Origin of the sequence: Rubritalea sp. (genome assembly GCF_051252225.1) — a bacterium.
In the GTDB taxonomy this organism is placed as follows: Bacteria; Verrucomicrobiota; Verrucomicrobiia; order Verrucomicrobiales; family Akkermansiaceae; genus Rubritalea.
Genome location: NZ_JBPOGE010000006.1, coordinates 74,004 through 92,326, shown reverse-complemented (window position 1 = coordinate 92,326; position 18,323 = coordinate 74,004). Strand labels below are relative to the sequence as shown.

Sequence of the window (18,323 nt, the reverse complement as noted above, 5' to 3'; positions counted from 1 at the left end):
CTTACTCGTCTAAAAATTTCCCAGGGTTGAGAATCCCTTTTGGATCTAGCGCTTTTTTAATCTGCTGGTGTACATCGAAACTCACAGGACCGAGCGCTTTCTTAATCCATGGTTTTTTAGCTAAGCCTACACCGTGCTCACCAGTGATGGCGCCATCATTTTCTAACACCCATGTGAAGAGCTTATCGACTGCTGCGTCAGCCTTAGCCTTAATCACTGGATCAGAATAATCTTCCACCATTAAATTTGTGTGGATATTGCCATCACCCGCATGTCCAAAACACGCCACTGAAATGCCTGTATCTTTCTGAAGCTGACAAGCGAAATTCACCAGATCGACCAACTTACTGCGCGGTACCACTACATCTTCATTCAGCTTTGTCAGTCCCGTGTGTTTCAGTGAATAGGAGAAATCACGTCTAAGCTGCCATATATCCTCACAGGCTTCTTCATCAGCAGCTTCGTTAATACGGAGTGCCCCTAGCTCGCTCAAGAGCGTTGTGAGGCCTTCTAGCTCGTTTTTCACCGAACTCACGCGACCGTCTATCTCCACCATCAAGTAGGCATCTCCAGGAGGTAAACTATCTTCACCTAAATAATCTCTCGCCGCTGCGAGCGTGAATGCATCCGTAATCTCCAGAGCACTCGGCAAAATACCCGCATCGAGAATAGCCTGCACTGCTGCTGCTGCTGCTGCAAAATCGACGAATGAGGCACCTAACATTCCTCTTGTTTCAGGGTGGGGGATAATACGTAAGGTAGCTTCAGTCACGACGCCTAACATTCCTTCCGAACCACACATCAATGTCGTAAGATCAAAGCCGGTTTTATTCTTATGACAACGGCCACCGACGCGCATGATCTCTCCAGAAGCCGTCACCACCTCAAGACCTAAGACGTACTGTTTGGTCACGCCGTATTTAAGACAACGCGGACCACCAGCATTGGTCGCAATATTTCCACCAATTGAACATTCTTTCAACGATGCTGGATCAGGCGGATAGTACCAGCCTTTCTCTCTTGCAGCTTCTTGTAAATGTCCAGTAATCACACCGGGCTGAACTACCGCCACACCGTCACCTGTATTGACCTCTAAGATCTTATTCATTTGTGCCACAGATAGGGCAATACCGCCTCGTACAGGCACACAGCCTCCAACATAGCCCACACCCGCTCCACGCGTGTATACGGGAACCTCGTGCGTATTTGCATACTGCATCACAGCAGCCACTTGTTCAGTGGTCTGAGCGAAGACTACCACATCTGGATCCGCTGCTGCGTACCATTTATCGATGCGATGGACTTCGATATCATTTTTAGAAATAGAAACGTGCTCAGCTGGGACAAGCTGACAAAGATCATCATAAAGTGTGCTCACGCGAGGCATCCTAATGACTCTTCTCATAAAGTCAAAAGCCACTCACCCCGAAGATGAATGGCTTCTATAAAAAATATGCTTAAGCTTATACTCTGTTAGTCATGTGGTCGGATCGTAATCGAATACTGATCATATTTTGCAGTCGCTCCTGCGATATTCAAAACATAATCTAAAACGACTGTCGCTGGCACTTGTTTCATTTTTAAAGTGACCTTCTTCTGTTTGATCGAATCATTCTTATCTATCAGAACCATATTCGGTGTTACCACTCCATCAGTAGTTTGTTCTATTAGATCATTGAGATCACGAAGCACGTCCTCGAATGGTAGGTCATTGAAATCAATTTCAGGAAGAATCACTTTCGCCAGTTCTCTCTGGCGTGCTTGAATCCCAAATTTAGCTCTATTTTGACGTGTCTTAATTGCCAGAGCATAAGATGGACCATGTTGAGGGTTCAGAGCAAGCGACCGTTGAAGTGCCTGTTGCGTTTTTACGAGGTCACCATCAATGTAGGACTTCTCGGCTAATTTATAATATTGCTCAACTTTCTGAGCACGCTCTTTGCTAGTGAGCTCTTCTTCTGCAATACTGCTAAGTGGCAACAACAATGCTGCCACCATCAGTGTCATGGTTTTTTTCATATAACAATTTTCTTAGGTTAGGTGTGCGCTACAGAAGTTTTGATCCATAGCATCGAATAGACTAGCAGAGAATATGGTATCCCAAAACAGGAAAATGATTCCCTCAATTTACTTTTCCACAAACGAACTTTCCTCTAAAAAAGTGCACTTTGTTCACACGGTATATTATATTCTTTTTTAAAGGTTCAAAAACATCTCCTTCTTAAGCGTGTGAATAACTCTCCATTTTAGGTGTAACTCATTAAACTATCAATTCAGATCCGATGTGAGAACAGTGTGAATAACTTTATCATCTTCTAAATAGACTCTCCCGTAGCGAGTAATGAACACTAAAACTTATTAACAGTTATTACCAATTCACAGCTTATTCACAATGGTGAGGAACCTTACCAACACTTATTAACATTCCAATTAACGTACAAATCTAGTTCTTTTCTGAGCTGAGATGCCTTTGTAAGGTGCGGCTTTTTTTCATAGAGATTTAGAGTGAATCTCACTGAATAATTAACAAATTTGGGATACTTACAGTAACTCGAAAAATGTGTCGATTTGTTGATTAATTTGTATCAGATAAACGCGGACTCACTTGGTACTTGTTCTGACGAGTCAGCCTTCTAAACATTTTATATAATGAAAATTGCAATACTCTCAAGAAACCCAGATCTTTACTCTACAAGACGTTTACTTGAGGAAGCTAATGCCGCGGGTCATGAAGCAGAGGTCATCGACTATCTCAAATGCTACATGAACATCACGACTCAGAAACCGTCGATTTACATTAGAGAGCGCGAGTTAAATGATATTGATGCGATCATTCCTCGGATTGGTGCTTCCAAGACATTCTTTGGAACTGCGGTCGTTAGACAATTTGAAATGATGGGCACATATTCAGTTAATGGCTCTGACGCCATTTCTCGCTCGCGTGATAAACTTAGAAGCCTTCAGCTTCTATCTCGTAAAAACGTAGGCTTACCTGTCACTACATTCGCTCATGACACCAAGGCTACGGGTTCGCTCATTAAGCTTTGTGGTGGCGCTCCAGTGGTTATTAAATTGTTAGAGGGCACACAGGGTGTAGGAGTAGTATTGACTGAAACACAAAAAGCCGCCGAGTCTGTGATCGAAGCTTTCCGTGGACTCGATGCCAACATCCTCGTTCAAGATTTCGTCAAGGAAGCAAACGGAGCAGACATTCGCTGCTTAGTGGTGGGTGATAAAGTAGTAGCTGCGATGAAGAGACAAGGAGGTGAAGGAGAATTCCGCTCGAACCTCCACAGAGGTGGTGCAGCGACACTTGTAAAAATTACGCCTGCTGAGAGAGCTACAGCAGTGATGGCAGCGAAAATAATGGGGCTTGGTTTAGCTGGAGTGGACCTATTGAGGTCGAACTCTGGTCCAGTTGTCATGGAAGTAAATTCCTCACCGGGTCTTGAAGGAATTGAGGTCGCAACAGGTAAGAATGTGGCAGGATCTATTATTAAGTGGATGGAATCTAAGGCTGCAAATGGTAATAAAATTCAGCGAGGAAAAAGCTATTAAGTAATGAACAGAGAATTATCGGCGCCTTTTGAGCTTAATGGTGAAGTAGTTAAGCCTGGCGAACGCAAAATCATTAAACTGCCCGTTGGCGTATTTAGAAACAACTCGCAAGTTGATCTAGAAGTCTTAGTGATTCACGGACGCCGGAAGGGTCCAGTGCTTTTGCTCACGGGCTGTATTCATGGGGATGAGCTAAATGGGGTAGAAACGATTCGTAGAATTATTCGTTCCTCAGGCATCCGTTCCCTAAAAGGAACGATTCTCGCCCTACCGATTGTCAATGTTCCAGGCTTCCTTAATCGCTCGAGATACCTTCCTGATAGACGAGATCTAAATCGCCTTTTCCCTGGTTCTTCATCTGGTTCCTTGGGGTCCAGAGTTGCAGACGTTCTGAGCCAGAGCTTAGTTTCGAAAGCAGACTTTCTCATCGACCTCCACACAGGAGCAGTCAATCGACCAAATTTACCACAGCTCAGAGTGACAAAAGGCGATGAAGCGAGCTTAGCTTTGGCAAAGGTTTTTGGGGCTGACGTGACTATAGTCGCCCCTGCTAGAGAAGGCTCTTTCCGTAATTTATGCCAACAGCAAGGCAAGCCAGTCTTGTTGTTTGAAGGTGGTGAAGCACTACGATTAGAAGCTCAATCGATTAAGACTGCCTACCGTGGTATATTTTCTGTGATGCGTGAAATCGGAATGTTAGCAAAACTTAAAAGGGTTGAGCGTCATAGAGATAAGACGATATTTAGTCCAAAAAGTTACTGGATTCGTGCAGAAATGGGAGGGCTTTTCACCCCCTTAGTTCCTTTGGGAGCTATGATTGAAGCTGGCAGTGAATTAGGTTTCATCTCAGATCCTATGGGGACTAAAGAGACCGCTGTTGTTGCTCCACGACAAGGGATTCTTATTGGACGTACAAACGAAGGAATTACTGACGAAGGCGATGCTCTTTTTCATGTGGCATTGCTATCAGATTTAGAATCGGCTCAAGATAAATACATCGACCAGTCACTTGTGATTGACGAAGACGATGAAGATCATGCTGTGCCTTACCAGAGTCCAGATGCCTTACTCTAACACCTCACTGAGTTCTCTTTAAATTTGTTGAAATTTAGCGTCTGACTTTCTGAGTTCGACGTCGGATTGGCTAAATCCGCGGCAATGTGATAAATACCTAGCATGAGCGACCGCAGCGATACTCTAGTAAATTCTAACATCTCTTCTGAACTAGATTTAGAAGATGATAAATGGATGGCGCGTGCGCTCGAAGAAGGCTGGAAAGGTGCTGGACTTACGAGCCCAAATCCGGCGGTGGGAGCAGTTGTCGTGAAAGATCAAAAAGAGCTAGGAGCAGGCTATCACCAGAAGGCTGGCTTACCGCACGCGGAACGCGAGGCGATAGCTGATGTCGTAGCGAAACACGGTGAAGACGCATTAAAAGGAGCGACCATTTATGTAACCTTAGAACCGTGCTCAACCGCGGGGCGCACCCCAGCTTGTACTTCCGGTATCTTAGAAAACGGAATAGCGAGAGTGGTCTATGGTGCCGTTGATCCGAACCCTGACCATGCTGGAGCAGCTGATAGTTTATTAAAAAGCAAGGGTGTGGAAATAAGCTCAGGTGTGCTCAGAGAGCGATGCGAGCTTCTACTACGTCCATTCGCTAAGCGTATAACCACTGGGCTTCCCTGGGTGGTTGCTAAAACAGCGATGAGCTTAGACGGCCGTATCACCCGGCCACCAAGCGAAGGACAATGGCTCACAAGCCCTGAATCGCGCGAGATCGTTCATCAGCTGCGCGCGCAGGTAGATGCTATCATTGTTGGCGGAAAAACTGTGAGACGTGATAATCCACGTCTCACGCTCCGCAGCGAGAATAACTCTCCTAACAAGCAACAACCTTGGCGCGTAGTGCTCACTTATTCAGGGAGAGAATCGCTTCCACAAGAATTTCACCTTTTTACTGACGAGCACAAAGAAAGAACACTGATCTATCAGGACAAACCACTCGAGGAAGTCCTTCGAGACCTTGCTGATCATGACTGCAATAGTGTTTTGTTAGAGTGCGGAGGAAAGCTCATGCGCCAGTTCGCGGAAGCTGAACTGATCGATGAATACCAACTCTTTTACGCTCCGATCATCACTGGCGGCGAAGATTTTGGTTTCGGTCTTGGAGATCATTTTAAATCCAGCCTTAGGCTAAAAGAAGTAAGCTCCCAGAGTATAGGCCAAGACACCCTGATCCGCGGAGTGGTGGACCGAGGGTAGGGCTGGCTCGCCGAGCACGCAGCTGATAAACCAATAAACTATTCTACTTATCTGCCACAAATTTAAGCACTACTCCGTTGATACAATAACGTTTATCGGTGGGAGTGTTGAATCCTTCACCTTTAAATACGTGGCCGAGGTGGGCATCGCAGACTGCGCATTTGACTTCAGTGCGTACCATGCCGCCTGAATAGTCAGTAATCGCCTTCACGTTTTTTGCATTTGCCGGGTCGTAGAAGGACGGCCAGCCGCAGCGTGAATCGAATTTTTCGTTCGAGCTAAAGAGTTCAGCATTACAGCCCACACAATAGTAGGTGCCAGCACCTTGTTCTTTGAATTGTTTGTAGACCTTACCGTTGGCGGCTTCAGTGCCGGATTTGCGGGCCACGCGAAATTGTTCAGGTGTGAGCTGGGCTTTCCATTCGGCTTCAGATTTTTCGACTTTTTCGACAGGTGGGACGGGCTTATCAGATGCTGTTTCCATGAGTTCTTTGGGTTTAGATTGGCAGGCTACCACAGTGAGCGCCAATGTTGAGATAGTGATGAGGAGTTTGTGCTTCATAGTGGTGGGAGTCATCATCTTTGTAATTTATTCGGACTTTTCAAGAAAGGCGAGTCAAGAGCTGGGTCAATGCATGGGCTTGCTTCCCTTTGTTTTTTTGTTACGGCTGGTTCTGAAACATGCTTTCACTCATTCCAGATCACCGCCCAGCACTAGTCCTAGCACCTATGCAGGACATTACAGATCTCGCCTTTATGGGCGTGGTCGATAGCTATGGTGGCCCCGACTACTACGTCACTGAGTATTTTCGAGTGCACCGAGATTCGAGCTTAGAGAAAAAAATTCTGCGTTCAATCACTGATAATCAGACCGGCAAACCTGTTTTTGCGCAGATGATAGGAGAGGACATTCCCGCGCTTGTGCGGTCTACGAAACAGCTCATACAGTACCAAGTCGCGGGTGTGGATCTTAACCTCGGTTGTCCAGCTCCCACCGTTTATAAGAAAAATGCGGGTGGAGGATTGCTCAGGTTGTTAAACCATGTCGACTCTATCCTCGGTGCGCTGAGAGATACCATAGAGGGGCGCTTCACCGTAAAGACTCGTGTTGGATTTGAGACGCATGAAGAGTTTGATCAGATTCTCTCGATCTTTAAAAAGCATGCGATTGATGTACTCACTATTCATGGTCGTACTGTGCGTGAGCAATACAGAACTCCTGTACATGCAGACCTAGTGAAGCAGGCAGTCGATGAAATGGATTGCCCAGTGATAGCCAATGGTAATGTGGTGAATGTGGCGACCGGAAAGGCGTACCACGCGCAAACGGGGGCTGCAGGCTTAATGGTAGGTAGAGGGGCGATCCGAAGCCCTTGGCTTTTCCAGCAACTAAAGGACAGTTATGAAGGTCGTGAGATTATTGTTCCTACGCGTAAAGATCTCCATGGTTATGTCACTGCGCTCTATTACGCAGTCGCAGAAAATGAGAAAAGGAAGACTTACGTTGAGCAAAGTCACGTGAATCGTATGAAAAAGTACATGGCGTACATAGCTCAAGGCATTGATGAAGAGTTCGAATATCAAATTCGCCGCGTGAAGACTCAAGCTGGCTTCTTCGATGCCTGTGACACGTTTATGTCAGATGACCGCAAACTTCCAGATACTCCACCAGTGGAGTCTAAGTTGTTTTCTGGATTTAGTAAGTTGCTAGAGGACCAAGAAAGTCAAAAAAGCTAAGGTTCGCAAGGTTCGCAAGGTTCAGCAAGGTTCGCAAGGTTCGCAAGGTTCGCAAGGTTCGCAAGGTTCAGCAAGGTTCGCAAGGTTCGCAAGGTTCGCAAGGTTCAGCAAAGCTGAACATCATAGCAGCCTACCGTGAAGAGCGCAGCTCAAACGGTAGGAAATAGATACATTATTTTACTTGGCTGAAGGCCAAGTTCATAAGTAGCGCCTTTCAACTGGTTAGACGCATACGTTCATAGTATTGTCGTCTACTATGTCGCAAAGCTTATCCAAAGTGGTGATTCATTTGGTGTTTAGTACGAAAGAGCGCTCACCTAGCATAAACGATCAGATTAAATCACGATTACACGCTTACCTTGCCAGTTTAGCGCGTGATCACGGTTGGGAATGTTATCGAGTGGGTGGAGTGGCAGACCATGTACATTTGGCTTTGCTTCAACCAAGAACGTGTGAGCTAGCAGAGTTAGTTGGCCACATCAAAAGGCAGTCTACTCTTTGGCTGAAACGCGAGGGGATTGAAGTATTCCAATGGCAACGTGGTTATGGCGCATTTTCGGTGAGCCCGTGCAGTTTATCGGATTTGTTAGATTATATCGATCGCCAAGAAGAGCATCACATGAAACTCAGTTTTCAGGAGGAATATCTGAAGATCTTGAAGAAGTATCAGATGGAATATGATGAGACTTACCTTTGGGATTAGGCGAGATGAACTTGGCTTTCAGCCAAGGGAACTGAACTGGACAAGACCTACCGTTTGAGCTGCGCTTTTCACGGTAGGCTGGTATGAAGTATCGCCTTTGGCGATTCTGGCAAAGTCTTCGATGGGGCTAGAATATTATGATGTGCCGTCTTTGGTGCTTTACGTTCAAAGTGAAGCTCTTTGAATGGGTATTTCTACGAAATATAGGATCATAGCTTAGCTGGAATAAAAAGGGCCCCATTATTTGTGGTAGTGGTTGAAGAACCTAATATGGGATCCCGTAGAGTATTATCTGGTTTAAATAAAATTCAGCATCGCTGAAATTCATATAAGCCTATGGAGTAGGCGGAGCCAATCCATAGGGGGGGAGTCGAGAGAGTTCTTGGCTTAAGGCCAAGATCATCGGCACCTTCTAATCTTTCTCAGTTCTCACGAAACAATCTACCGTATGGTCATCGACTATGCCGGTGGATTGTAAGTAGGCGTAGATGATGGTAGAGCCTACGAAGTTTAAGCCACGCTTCTTGAGGTCTTTGCTAATGCGATCAGAGAGCTCGTTCGTGGAGGGAATTTCAGAGAGGTTTTTCCAATGATTGATGATGGGTTTATGGTCTACCCAGCTCCAAAAATACGCATTGAGTGATCCATATTCCTCAATGATTTTGAGAGCTGCAATGGCATTACGACGAGCAGAATAAACTTTGAGACGATTGCGGATGATGGCGGGGTTGAGGAGGATTTTTTCGAGCTCATTATCGGTCATGGCTGCGACCTTTTCGACAGCGAAGTTATGGAAGAGCTCGCGGTAGGCTGGACGTTTTTTAAGCACGGTGATCCATGAAAGTCCTGCTTGGGCGCCTTCAAGTATGAGCATTTCAAAGAGTCGGAGGTTGTCGTGTAGCGGGACTCCCCACTCAGTATCGTGGTAGTCGATGTAGATAGGGTCATCAGAGCACCATTGGCAGCGAGTTTTCATAGTGCTAATGTGCCGTGCAATGAGTGGAGTGGGAAGAGGATTCTAGGACACTTTACATTGTGAGTGGCTGTGCTTTAGTCACGCTATGAAACAGAGAATTGGTATCGTTGGAGCTGGGAGAATGGGCGCGAATATGGCGCGTCACTTGAAAGATGAAGGGTACACTATTTCTGCCATTTACGATGTGCAGCAGCAAGTAGCTGAAGAAGTAGCGAAGGAGCTCGGCGCACAATGTGCGACAAACCTTCCGACAGTCACTGCGGCATCTGATGTGGTGATTACTGTGGTGACTGATGATGAGGCGATGCGTGACATTTTTAAAATTCAAGGCGACACACTGTTAGCTGATGCCGAGGGAGTGACTTTTATTAACTGCGCGACTCTGAGCCCCGAAGTACACCAGGATGCAGCGCAGGCGGCTCAGGCTGTGGGTGCTAAATCTCTAGAAGCGGCGATGGCTTCGAGCATTACCCAGGCACGCAATGGAACGCTCTATCTGATGATTGGTGGCGAGGAGGTGGTATTTGAGGAGCATAAGGAATTACTCGAATGTATGTCGACGGCATTACGCTATGTGGGTCCAACGGGGGCCGCGGCGAAGGTGAAGGCTCTGGTAAACATGGTGATGAATATCAACACAGCGGCGCTCGCGGAAGGCCTAGGGCTGGGTGAGGCGCTTGGATTAGACCTCGAAATGCTGCGCGAAATTTTCTCTCAAACAGGAGCAAATTCACGCGTGTTAGAGACCGATGCAGAAGACATGATGATTCGTGATCACGAATGTTATTTCTCCGCTGAACACGCGGCGAAAGATAGTGGAATTGCCAATGATCTCGCAAAGTCTGCTGGTATTTCCGTGCCACTTTCTGAAGCGACTGAAGCGCAGTACAAGAAAATGATCGAGCTAGGACTTGGTGACTTAGATAAGTCTGGGATCGCAGAACTCACTTTTAAAGGACGCGGAGCATGATTGTTAGAAACCGTCAGGGAGAAGCGATTGATTACACTTTGCATGATGCAGATCGCGATGATGTGTTAGTGATATTTGGACATGGCGTGACTGCTAATAAAGATAGACCACTTAGTGTAGGAGTTGCCGAGCGTCTCGCTGCGAAAGGGTGGCCCACTATGCGGATTTCTTTCGCTGGTAATGGTGATTCTGGTGGACGTTTCGAAGATGCTACGATTCTGAAAGAGGTGGACGATTTGCATTCGGTGTTAGATCAAGTCAAAGGTCCAAAACAAATTGTCTATGTAGGCCACTCGATGGGCGGAGCTGTGGGGGCGCTAGCTACCGCTAAGGATGACCGTATCAATGTGCTAGTCTCGCTAGCTGGAATGGTGCGCACCAAAGCATTTTATGAAGCAGAGTTTGGCGATGTGACGCCTGATGAAGGCTTCATGTGGGAAGATGAGAATTGCCCATTATCAAGCCAGTACGCCGAATCTATGCACCTGATCGATAACACCCTTATTGCAGCGAGAGACATTCGTGCTCCGTGGCTGATTCTCCACGGGGATGCCGATGACTTGGTGTTGCCAAAGGATAGTGAGGATCTATTTCTAACACTCAGAGGTAAAAAGAAACATGTGGTGATCGAAGGGGCTTATCATGTTTTTGCAGAGCATTATGATCAACTCGCAGATGAAATTGATGGGTGGCTGAAAACGCATGTGAAAGGGTAGGTGATTTGGTAGGGCGGCTTCACCGAAGATGCCGTATTATTCAGCACTGCTCGCTTGGCGATCGAGCCCTACCTGAAAAAAAGAGCAGTTTCTTTGAATAGATTTGAATGAGATGGGGTCGAAGTAAGCGAAGACAAAATTATATCGCTTATGAAAACGTTAAAAAAAATCACTCCAGTATTAGCTGCTGCTGCTGCAATGTTCGCATTCACGCCTCAGCAAGTAGAAGCACGTGACCACGGTCACAATCAACATAGTCAAACTTATGCAAGTGGCCGTACGAATTGTGGCTGCGCTATCTACACCAAGCGTGTGGTGAAGGGCTACGATTGTCACGGACGTCCAGTGTACGCACACTATAGTCAGCCAGTGAAACACTCATGCAAGAGTAGCCACTACCGCCCAGCTCCACGATCATATAGCAGCTGTAGAACCCATACACCAAGCTATCGCACTACTTATAATCACAGTTCTCGCAAGAGTACTTATAGTAATAGTAGAAGTGGAATCAGTGTGAGTTACCGCAGTGGTTGGTAGTCTACCTAAGCGGATGCCAGGCTAAAGCATCCGCTTTTCCTATTTGCCATTGCCTAGGATATTTGGCACTAAGTCTCTTGATGAAGAAGAGTTTCGTGTGGTCGTGTCTGTTAGGAGCGTGTGTAGCATTATTTTCTAACACATATAGTGCCGCTGGGGAAATTGGCCGCAAGCAGGCTGAGATCAAAGGCTTGTTGGTGATGGATTTGGGGAACGGGAAGTTTGCTGGGACAGCTTCTCAGATGAATGCGACTGCCATTAGTAAAGACAGCATCGAGAGCCTTGAGTTAACATTTAACCAAGAAGTCGGAGAGATGATGGATAAGGCTACGAAGGAGGTGGTGAAATTCATGAATGTGCGTCACGACGATTTACCGGAAGGCTACCGGGTGGAGCTGGCTTTTGCTGATAAGTATTCGCCCAAAGATGGGCCATCGGCAGCCGTGGCCACTGCATTATTACTTGATTCCATTATTACCGGGAAGGAACTCAACGATGACTTCGCTGTGACTGGGGACATGAATGCCACCGGTGAAGTGCGCCCAGTTGGAGGAGTGCGAGCAAAAGTGCGAGGAGCAGCCAAACGCTGTAAGCTGGTGGCTATTCCAGAGCAAAACGCCGAAGCGATTACCGATGCTTATGTCCTCGAAGGAATACCTTACCTCACAGCTATTCAAATTTTTTCGATTGAAAGCTTTGACCAAGCATACGCTCTTGCTGGAGAACAAAGTGCTGAAACACAGCAAGCGATAGCGGACTTCACCGCTGTACAAGGAGCTCTGAAGCGCAACGAAAAGTTCATCTATAATCCCAAAGTGATAGAGAAGCTAAGAGGGATTATTAAGGTGCTACCTAATCACATTTCAGCGAAATTACTCTTACGCCATAGCTATAAAAAAGGGGCTAAGTCTTTGTCTCTGAATGGTTCTATTTCCGCTGTAGATACAGCATCCAGTGAGTTTTCAAAAATGATCAAAAACCGGTCATTTCTGGAGCGAGGTGGAGAGAATGATGTTCTTGCTGGTTACATCAGTGACATGCGAGACTTGAGGAAAATCGTTGATGGTCGCGTTCAAGACTATTGCGATAGCTACATTGACCTTGCGGAGTACGTTAAATCTGTGCGACTCAAGCGAACTTGGTCGCAACAGAATGCTTCTGAGTTTGAGGTGAAGGTTAATGCGGTACACGCAGAGCGCGAGGTACTCATCGGAAATCCAGAGGTCCGTGAGGAGCTGATGATGGACTAGCAGCCTAGCGGAGGAAAAATCCTGCGACTTTGCCATTTGCCACAGTCATTTCAGCGAGCAGCTCAGGCGATTTGTCATTATCGAATTCTACTTTCCAATAGTATGTCTTGTGGGAAACCTTATCGATATCTCCCATGAAGTCTGCGTCGTAACCAGCTTTCATAGGCTCGGCGACTTGCTTTGATACTTGAGCTAGAATTTCAGGAGTCATGGCGTCTTGCATGGCTGCATCACAGACTGATTCAAATTTTTCGAGATCGTTATTCTGTGTCGCTTTCAGTAAGGTTTCGAACTGAGTAGTGACTGCTTTAGGTGCGTCATCAGCAAGGGCGGTTAATGGTAAGCTGAGAGTGCTGAGTGCGATAAGTAGGGTGGTTTTCATTTGTTTAGGTGGCTGGTAATTTATGAGGGGATAATATGTGTTAGAGTCTGCGCAGGACGAGTCCTCCAATGCAAGAGGTGAAGCCGGCTAAGACAAAGACCCAAGAGATGTTTTGATAGACTGACGCGCTGGGAATGTTGCTGTATAACTCCTCGATACTCGGAGTTGGGAGTAGAGCGAGCGCTGGATCTTGGGTATTCGAGAGTTGGTATTCAGCTGGATAGGAACGCTGCCAAGTGAGCGACTTTGTTAGGTCAGCGAGTTCGTCGTGGAGGCGAAGGTTGATACGTTCTTTACCGTTGGTCTGGATGGTTCCTTTATAGCTGCCTAGTCCTGTTTGAGTGAGTTGGAAATCGATGTCTTTTCCAGACTGGTCGCTGGCTTTCAGGTTCCAAGGAACATTTTCTATGCTTTGTCCTGTGGAGTCACTACGTCTAACATGGATTTCTAAGCTTTCGTTTTTTTGATGAATGCTGGCACTAAGACCCGCTGATTCTTCTTTGCGCGCTATACTGCGAAGTGCTTGAGCCCAAAAAGGGATGCCATTGGCAGAAGTTAACCATTCACTGCCCCAGAGCTCAGTGAGGTCAGAGGTGTAGGCTGCTCCCATACCTAGTCCATATCGAGAAATGGCGAGTAGAGGGTCTCCTGATTCGGCTGCTAACAGAACTTGAGCTGTAGGTTTTGGACGTGTCATTACGTAGCCTAAGACGAAAGGCAGTTCCGAATCCTCATAGCCATTGAGTAAAGGGTGGTCCCCGATCACCAGTGTTCCGAAGAGATCTTCTTTGATGGATGATCGTGATGCCTTCATGGTCTCTTTGGTGAAAATCTGAGGCATTTTCGCTGGATCATTGGTTTCATAATAGCGCCCCATGCCCTCGCTGGCGATGCGCTGCATGAGGTCTTTTGCTGCACCACTGCCAAGCGCGACTGTGGATACTGTCATCTGGTCGTTAGCCATCTCTTGAGTGAGAGTAGTGAAATCTGCTTCTTGAGTTTGGCCATCTGAAAGGATGATCATGTGCTTAATTTTAGCCGTGGCTTCGTCGAGGATGTTTCTACCTTCGACCATTGCTGGGTAGAGGTTGGTGCCACCAGAGGCTTCAAGCGAGCTGATGGCGCTCTGAATAGAAACTTGGTCAGAGGCTGAGGTGAGTGGACAGATGAGTTGGGGAGCACCATCGAACCCGAGTACCGCAATTTGGTCATTTGGGCTGAGTAACTCGGCTGCTGCGAGTGCTGACGCTCGTGCCATTGCAATAGGAGTGCCACTCATTGACCCGCTCTTGTCGATGACAAGCACCATCGCAAGGCTCGGCTTTTGTTTCTCTTTTTCGTAGCGCGAGGTGAGAGGTAAGACATCTTCAATAGGAGTTTTAAAATAACCGCCAAGACCAAACGAGTTGTCCGAACCTAACATTAAGATTCCGCCACCGAAGTCAGTGACATAACGGCTGATGTCATTCATTTGTTGCTGGTCCAATGATGTTGCCGAGATATTTGCTAGGATAATACCGTCGTAAGCGAGCAGTTCATTGAAGCTTTTTGGTATACCAAATTCGCCTCGTACCTCGAGCGCGATTCCTTGTTTCTGCATAGCTCTAGCGAATGGGCGCATTTGTTTTTCATCTTGGTGAATCACCAAAAATCGTGGATGACCTTTTACCTTAATAGTTGTGGAGGCCTTGTTATTTGATTGGAAATAGTCTGATTTTGGTTCGATCTCGACCGCCCATTCGTTGATTCCAGAAGTGTGCATTTCGGTATCAAAGCTGACAGTTTCACTGACATCCTTACTGAGCTGTATCATGGAACGAGCGACTACGATTCCACGGTGGAGTAGGCGTGCTTCGACCTGTTGGTCAGTGTTAGAGAGGATGTTTGCGTTGAGTCGCAGGATTTCTCCTTGGTATGCAAAATGCGTCGATGGAGTGAGTGAGAGTACACTAGCTTCAGGTTTTTTGAGCGATTCTAAAGAGTGGTATACAATCTCGATGCCTTCCTGCTTTAGCATTTCTATACTTTCATCGCTGGCTTCCTCGGTGTTTTTAGCATCGCTTAGAATGATGAGCTTTTTCGCTTTATCAGATGGAAAGCTAGTACGCATGGAACGCAGAGCTTTTGCGATAGGAGTTGAATTTCGTAGGTCACTCTCAGCTGTTCCTTGTGCAGCTTGGTCTGCAACCAGCTTGAGTGATTCGAGAGATGCAGACTGTATGGAAGAGGCAAAGAGGAAGATGTCTGAGCTATCGTTTGATCTTTGTTGTTTGATACTATCACTGATCCATTGATGGGCTTCGTCGAGTGAAGTGGGATCTATCGATTGCGAAATATCTACCAGATAGACAAAATGAGCATCCTCGGTGTCTTGCTTTAAAAATGGTCTACATAGAGCCAGAATTAGGCACACCACTCCTAGGCAGCGAAGCAAGAGGCTAGCTGCCTTTTTGATAGGCAACTGGTCAACCAATGAGCGCTTCCATACCCAAAGCATGGGCACGAGCATGAGTAAAAATAATAGGGAAATGAGATTACCAAAGGTCATCGTAATGAGATGTGTTATCCAACTTTTCGGCGTTGATAGAGTGCTTCTTCGAGGAGGCCAACGATGGCTGCCGCAAGCAATAACCACCATGCGAGTGGCCACCCGGAAGCGGGTTGGTTGGATGTGAGTTCTGTAAGTGAGGTTTCTGGGATACTTGATTCTTCTGCTGAAAGAATAGCTGCTCCAGTGTGCCAAGAACCATTATCACTGGAGTATGTGTAGCCGCCTAGTTGTTTGAGCTGATGTTTGAGGGGGACTGACTGTGAGATTGCCTTCTCTGATCCTATTGATACATATTGCTGTTCGATGGTGTCGCTTAAGCTGGGAATAGATACAGTAGATCCAGACTGAGTCAGAGCGGGGAGGTGGCTATCGCGACCGGCAAGGTAGGTCGCAGCATTGTGCACGAGGATTGGGAACCAAGGTGAGAGATAGAAATTGTCGTGCTCTGGTTGGAAATTTGCCACAAGAGTACTTTTTCCATCATGTTTATGCTCATAAAGGAGTGGTGTGCCTGAGATATCTTCAAGAATGACAATAGCTGATGGTGGGGCTGTGAGTTCGATAGCTCCTGAGAAGCTGATGTTATCGATATTAAGGTGCTGAATACTTGGGTGGTTCTTAATGACTGCTGTGGGGATGATCTGTTCTAGTTCTCTCGCTGTGATATCCCATGACGGACTCTCACCACTGGGTGCGAACACAAGTGCATTGGATGCTGGCACTACCCCTTCAGTAATTAAGAGTTTAGCCTCATCTGCAGAGGTTATTTCGAGTAAATTATCCGCGGCTTCAAATGCCTGAATACAGCGTGAATAGAAATACGGTTTCTGAACATCGATCGCCACTCCGATGGCTTCGGGTTGGTTATACCCAAGCATCACCCTGTTATCTTCTAGGAAAGCATCTTCTCCGAGCAATGTGAGTGACCACAGACCTTCTTCTAAGCCTTCGAGCTCGATGACTTCAGTAGTATGTGCGCGCGGTTTGAGTGTGATAGTGACAAGTTTGGCTATGCGCCCAGTGTCATGGTGGCTTAATTCTATCTCGAGTTCTTGTTGTTCCTCAGAGGTCGACTGGACAGTAAAAAAGAGTTTTGAGCGATTATTTGGAAGAGGGGCTATGTCTGCAGCGATAATGCCATAATTCGGTTGGAGTGAGTCACTCACAGGTATGGCATTGATTCCTGAAGGGAGAGCCTCGGTATCATGTGCCATGTCTGTTAGGAAAAGGATTTGGCAATGATTCTTATTTTCTCCCTGCTGTGTGAGCATGGAAAGTTCTGAAAATGCAGAGGGCGAGAGAGGGAGTTCAGATGGGCTGAGCTCGGAGAGCGCTTGTTTAAGCTCATGCGTGTTTGAGGTTAAGCTACACTGGTAATGGATGTTTTGATCCACGGTCGCCAGAGCAATGCGGTTGCCTCCGTCGATAGATTTGAGCCAAGAATGGATTTTTTCTTTAGCGAGATCGAAGCGCGATTCTCCATTTTCTAGAGCACGCATGGAAACAGAACTATCAAGAACGATGATATAGTCCTGCTTGTGTTGCTTCTCGCCAAAAAAAGGATTGGTGAGTGAGAGTGCCGCGAGAAGGAACAGGAGCAACATCAGCAGTAGAGACCAGAGGTTTCGGAGCTTCTTGATGGCAAAATGAGAAGACTTGTCTTCAAGAACTTTTTTCCAAAGAAATAGAGCATTAGTAACGCGCTTCCTAGGCTTGGTCTTCATCAAATAGACTAGACCAAGGGGGATCAGAGCTAGCAGCGTCCAGAGATATGCTGGGTTGAGTAAATTCATTTTACGAGCCCTCCTCTGCGTAAGAGCCCTTGGATGACATCATCAAAAGCATCTTCGGAGGTAACTGTGGTAAGGCCGATACCCTTGCGCTTGCAGTATGTTTTGAGGGAATCGTTCCAGTTTTTCATCGCTTTGGTATAAGCGGCAGCTTCAGCCTCAGTGATAGTGACTTTTTGGTGGTCTCCTGTTTCGCTGCAGTAGAGGTTAGCATCGCCTAACCAGTCGCATTTGAGGTCGGCTGGGTCATGGATTTGCAGGCAGTAGATGTCGTGGCCAGCGCTTTGTAAGGTGCGTAGACCATCGTTGTATCCATTAGGGAAGAGGAAGTCAGAAATGACTATGACGATGCCACGTTTACGGTGGCGTGCTTGTAATGATTTACAGCATTGGCTGAAGCGGGTGTCAGATCCACTGACTTCTAAGGACTCCAGAGAGCGTAGGAAAGGGAGTGTCTTTCCTCTTCCGCGAGATGGAGGCATGATGTGTTCTAACTTATCTGAAAGGGAATAGCTTGCTAGCCGGTCAAGGCTGTTGAGAGCGATGTAGCCAAGGCTGGCCGCTAGCTTTTTAGCCCCATCCAATTTGGACTGCATAGACGGACTGGTGTCTAACAAAATATAGACTGTGGTGTCTTCTTCTACTTCGAATAGCTTTACTAGAAGTTGCTCATTACGTGCGTATACTTTCCAATCAATGGCGCGGTAATCGTCACCGTGCTGGTACTCTGAGTAATCAGCAAAGTCGATTCCACTGCCTTTTCGTTCAGTACGACGGTCAGCTTGGAGGTTGCCCTTGAGTATTCGCTGAGCGAGTAGATAGAGAGCATCTAACTGACTGATAAATTTGGTATCAGTCAGCGATAGTTGGTTGGGGTCAGCCATCAGT

General features: G+C 46.7%; 17 protein-coding genes. 9 read left to right on the top strand and 8 right to left on the bottom strand.

What is annotated here, in order from left to right; genetic code table 11:
* Position 1: 1 nt before the first annotated feature.
* Together ACSHX2_RS07730 and ACSHX2_RS07725 are read right to left on the bottom strand one after the other, a co-directional pair.
* The gene (locus ACSHX2_RS07730) at positions 2 to 1,378 is read right to left on the bottom strand and encodes an FAD-binding oxidoreductase (protein WP_435692195.1); all 1,377 of its coding nucleotides are present in this window, start codon (positions 1,376 to 1,378) and stop codon (positions 2 to 4) included.
* Between the two features lie 95 nt (positions 1,379 to 1,473).
* Positions 1,474 to 2,019 (bottom strand): hypothetical protein, encoded by a 546-nt coding sequence (locus ACSHX2_RS07725; protein ID WP_435692193.1) that lies wholly within the window; start codon positions 2,017 to 2,019, stop codon positions 1,474 to 1,476.
* A 630-nt stretch (positions 2,020 to 2,649) separates the two neighbouring features.
* Here ACSHX2_RS07725 and rimK point away from each other — a divergent pair.
* The 3 genes from rimK (at position 2,650) to ribD (ending at position 5,823) form a co-directional block, all read left to right on the top strand.
* Entirely contained in the window at positions 2,650 to 3,558 is a 909-nt protein-coding gene (gene rimK / locus ACSHX2_RS07720) for a 30S ribosomal protein S6--L-glutamate ligase (protein ID WP_435692191.1), read from the top strand.
* 3 nt (positions 3,559 to 3,561) lie between these two features.
* Positions 3,562 to 4,632 (top strand): succinylglutamate desuccinylase/aspartoacylase family protein, encoded by a 1,071-nt coding sequence (locus ACSHX2_RS07715; RefSeq protein ID WP_435692189.1) that lies wholly within the window; start codon positions 3,562 to 3,564, stop codon positions 4,630 to 4,632.
* A gap of 102 nt (positions 4,633 to 4,734) precedes the next feature.
* Positions 4,735 to 5,823, top strand: coding sequence for a bifunctional diaminohydroxyphosphoribosylaminopyrimidine deaminase/5-amino-6-(5-phosphoribosylamino)uracil reductase RibD (ribD, locus tag ACSHX2_RS07710; protein ID WP_435692188.1), 1,089 nt, complete (start codon positions 4,735 to 4,737; stop codon positions 5,821 to 5,823).
* Between the two features lie 43 nt (positions 5,824 to 5,866).
* On the opposite strand, the gene msrB is transcribed toward ribD, so the two are convergent.
* Positions 5,867 to 6,385 carry a peptide-methionine (R)-S-oxide reductase MsrB gene (gene msrB, locus ACSHX2_RS07705; RefSeq protein ID WP_435692186.1) on the bottom strand — a complete coding sequence of 173 codons (519 nt, stop codon included), beginning with the start codon at positions 6,383 to 6,385 and terminating at the stop codon, positions 5,867 to 5,869.
* Between the two features lie 119 nt (positions 6,386 to 6,504).
* Between msrB and ACSHX2_RS07700 the strand changes: the two genes are divergently transcribed.
* Complete coding sequence (locus ACSHX2_RS07700; RefSeq protein WP_435692184.1) at positions 6,505 to 7,560, top strand: tRNA dihydrouridine synthase; 1,056 nt, start codon at positions 6,505 to 6,507, stop codon at positions 7,558 to 7,560.
* A gap of 256 nt (positions 7,561 to 7,816) precedes the next feature.
* Positions 7,817 to 8,263: an IS200/IS605 family transposase gene (tnpA, locus tag ACSHX2_RS07695; protein WP_435692182.1), complete on the top strand. Its 447-nt coding sequence runs from the start codon at positions 7,817 to 7,819 to the stop codon at positions 8,261 to 8,263.
* A 412-nt stretch (positions 8,264 to 8,675) separates the two neighbouring features.
* Here tnpA and ACSHX2_RS07690 read toward each other — a convergent pair whose 3' ends face one another.
* Positions 8,676 to 9,239 (bottom strand): DNA-3-methyladenine glycosylase I, encoded by a 564-nt coding sequence (locus ACSHX2_RS07690; RefSeq protein ID WP_435692180.1) that lies wholly within the window; start codon positions 9,237 to 9,239, stop codon positions 8,676 to 8,678.
* Between the two features lie 85 nt (positions 9,240 to 9,324).
* On the opposite strand from ACSHX2_RS07690, the gene ACSHX2_RS07685 reads away from it, so the two are divergent.
* From ACSHX2_RS07685 to ACSHX2_RS07670, 4 genes are all read left to right on the top strand, one after another.
* Entirely contained in the window at positions 9,325 to 10,209 is an 885-nt protein-coding gene (locus ACSHX2_RS07685; RefSeq protein WP_435692178.1) for an NAD(P)-dependent oxidoreductase, read from the top strand.
* The gene (locus ACSHX2_RS07680) at positions 10,206 to 10,925 is read left to right on the top strand and encodes an alpha/beta hydrolase (protein WP_435692176.1); all 720 of its coding nucleotides are present in this window, start codon (positions 10,206 to 10,208) and stop codon (positions 10,923 to 10,925) included. The genes ACSHX2_RS07685 and ACSHX2_RS07680 overlap by 4 nt, the downstream gene beginning before the upstream one ends.
* Before the next feature lie 150 nt (positions 10,926 to 11,075).
* Entirely contained in the window at positions 11,076 to 11,462 is a 387-nt protein-coding gene (locus tag ACSHX2_RS07675) for a hypothetical protein (protein WP_435692174.1), read from the top strand.
* An 80-nt stretch (positions 11,463 to 11,542) separates the two neighbouring features.
* On the top strand, positions 11,543 to 12,712 hold the full coding sequence (locus ACSHX2_RS07670) for a S16 family serine protease (RefSeq protein ID WP_435692172.1): 1,170 nt from the start codon (positions 11,543 to 11,545) through the stop codon (positions 12,710 to 12,712).
* 4 nt (positions 12,713 to 12,716) lie between these two features.
* On the opposite strand, the gene ACSHX2_RS07665 is transcribed toward ACSHX2_RS07670, so the two are convergent.
* The 4 genes from ACSHX2_RS07665 to ACSHX2_RS07650 form a co-directional block, all read right to left on the bottom strand.
* On the bottom strand, positions 12,717 to 13,094 hold the full coding sequence (locus tag ACSHX2_RS07665) for a hypothetical protein (RefSeq protein ID WP_435692170.1): 378 nt from the start codon (positions 13,092 to 13,094) through the stop codon (positions 12,717 to 12,719).
* A 40-nt stretch (positions 13,095 to 13,134) separates the two neighbouring features.
* Positions 13,135 to 15,591, bottom strand: coding sequence for a VWA domain-containing protein (locus tag ACSHX2_RS07660; RefSeq protein WP_435692168.1), 2,457 nt, complete (start codon positions 15,589 to 15,591; stop codon positions 13,135 to 13,137).
* Positions 15,592 to 15,656: 65 nt separating this feature from the next.
* Positions 15,657 to 17,438: a VWA domain-containing protein gene (locus tag ACSHX2_RS07655; protein WP_435692166.1), complete on the bottom strand. Its 1,782-nt coding sequence runs from the start codon at positions 17,436 to 17,438 to the stop codon at positions 15,657 to 15,659.
* Positions 17,435 to 18,319 carry a DUF58 domain-containing protein gene (locus ACSHX2_RS07650; protein WP_435692164.1) on the bottom strand — a complete coding sequence of 295 codons (885 nt, stop codon included), beginning with the start codon at positions 18,317 to 18,319 and terminating at the stop codon, positions 17,435 to 17,437. The genes ACSHX2_RS07655 and ACSHX2_RS07650 overlap by 4 nt, the downstream gene beginning before the upstream one ends.
* Between the last annotated feature and the right edge of the window lie 4 nt (positions 18,320 to 18,323).

What these genes read in the sequence shown, in the direction of transcription:
- ribD (WP_435692188.1), top strand. Translation starts at nt 4,735, where the DNA reads ATGAGCGACCGCAGCGATACTCTAGTAAATTCTAACATCTCTTCTGAA.
- ACSHX2_RS07680 (WP_435692176.1), top strand. Translation starts at nt 10,206, where the DNA reads ATGATTGTTAGAAACCGTCAGGGAGAAGCGATTGATTACACTTTGCAT.
- rimK (WP_435692191.1), top strand. Translation starts at nt 2,650, where the DNA reads ATGAAAATTGCAATACTCTCAAGAAACCCAGATCTTTACTCTACAAGA.
- ACSHX2_RS07715 (WP_435692189.1), top strand. Translation starts at nt 3,562, where the DNA reads ATGAACAGAGAATTATCGGCGCCTTTTGAGCTTAATGGTGAAGTAGTT.
- ACSHX2_RS07655 (WP_435692166.1), bottom strand. Translation starts at nt 17,438, where the DNA reads ATGAATTTACTCAACCCAGCATATCTCTGGACGCTGCTAGCTCTGATC.
- ACSHX2_RS07685 (WP_435692178.1), top strand. Translation starts at nt 9,325, where the DNA reads ATGAAACAGAGAATTGGTATCGTTGGAGCTGGGAGAATGGGCGCGAAT.
- msrB (WP_435692186.1), bottom strand. Translation starts at nt 6,385, where the DNA reads ATGAAGCACAAACTCCTCATCACTATCTCAACATTGGCGCTCACTGTG.
- ACSHX2_RS07675 (WP_435692174.1), top strand. Translation starts at nt 11,076, where the DNA reads ATGAAAACGTTAAAAAAAATCACTCCAGTATTAGCTGCTGCTGCTGCA.
- ACSHX2_RS07670 (WP_435692172.1), top strand. Translation starts at nt 11,543, where the DNA reads ATGAAGAAGAGTTTCGTGTGGTCGTGTCTGTTAGGAGCGTGTGTAGCA.
- ACSHX2_RS07725 (WP_435692193.1), bottom strand. Translation starts at nt 2,019, where the DNA reads ATGAAAAAAACCATGACACTGATGGTGGCAGCATTGTTGTTGCCACTT.
- ACSHX2_RS07665 (WP_435692170.1), bottom strand. Translation starts at nt 13,094, where the DNA reads ATGAAAACCACCCTACTTATCGCACTCAGCACTCTCAGCTTACCATTA.
- ACSHX2_RS07700 (WP_435692184.1), top strand. Translation starts at nt 6,505, where the DNA reads ATGCTTTCACTCATTCCAGATCACCGCCCAGCACTAGTCCTAGCACCT.
- tnpA (WP_435692182.1), top strand. Translation starts at nt 7,817, where the DNA reads ATGTCGCAAAGCTTATCCAAAGTGGTGATTCATTTGGTGTTTAGTACG.
- ACSHX2_RS07690 (WP_435692180.1), bottom strand. Translation starts at nt 9,239, where the DNA reads ATGAAAACTCGCTGCCAATGGTGCTCTGATGACCCTATCTACATCGAC.
- ACSHX2_RS07660 (WP_435692168.1), bottom strand. Translation starts at nt 15,591, where the DNA reads ATGCTTTGGGTATGGAAGCGCTCATTGGTTGACCAGTTGCCTATCAAA.
- ACSHX2_RS07650 (WP_435692164.1), bottom strand. Translation starts at nt 18,319, where the DNA reads ATGGCTGACCCCAACCAACTATCGCTGACTGATACCAAATTTATCAGT.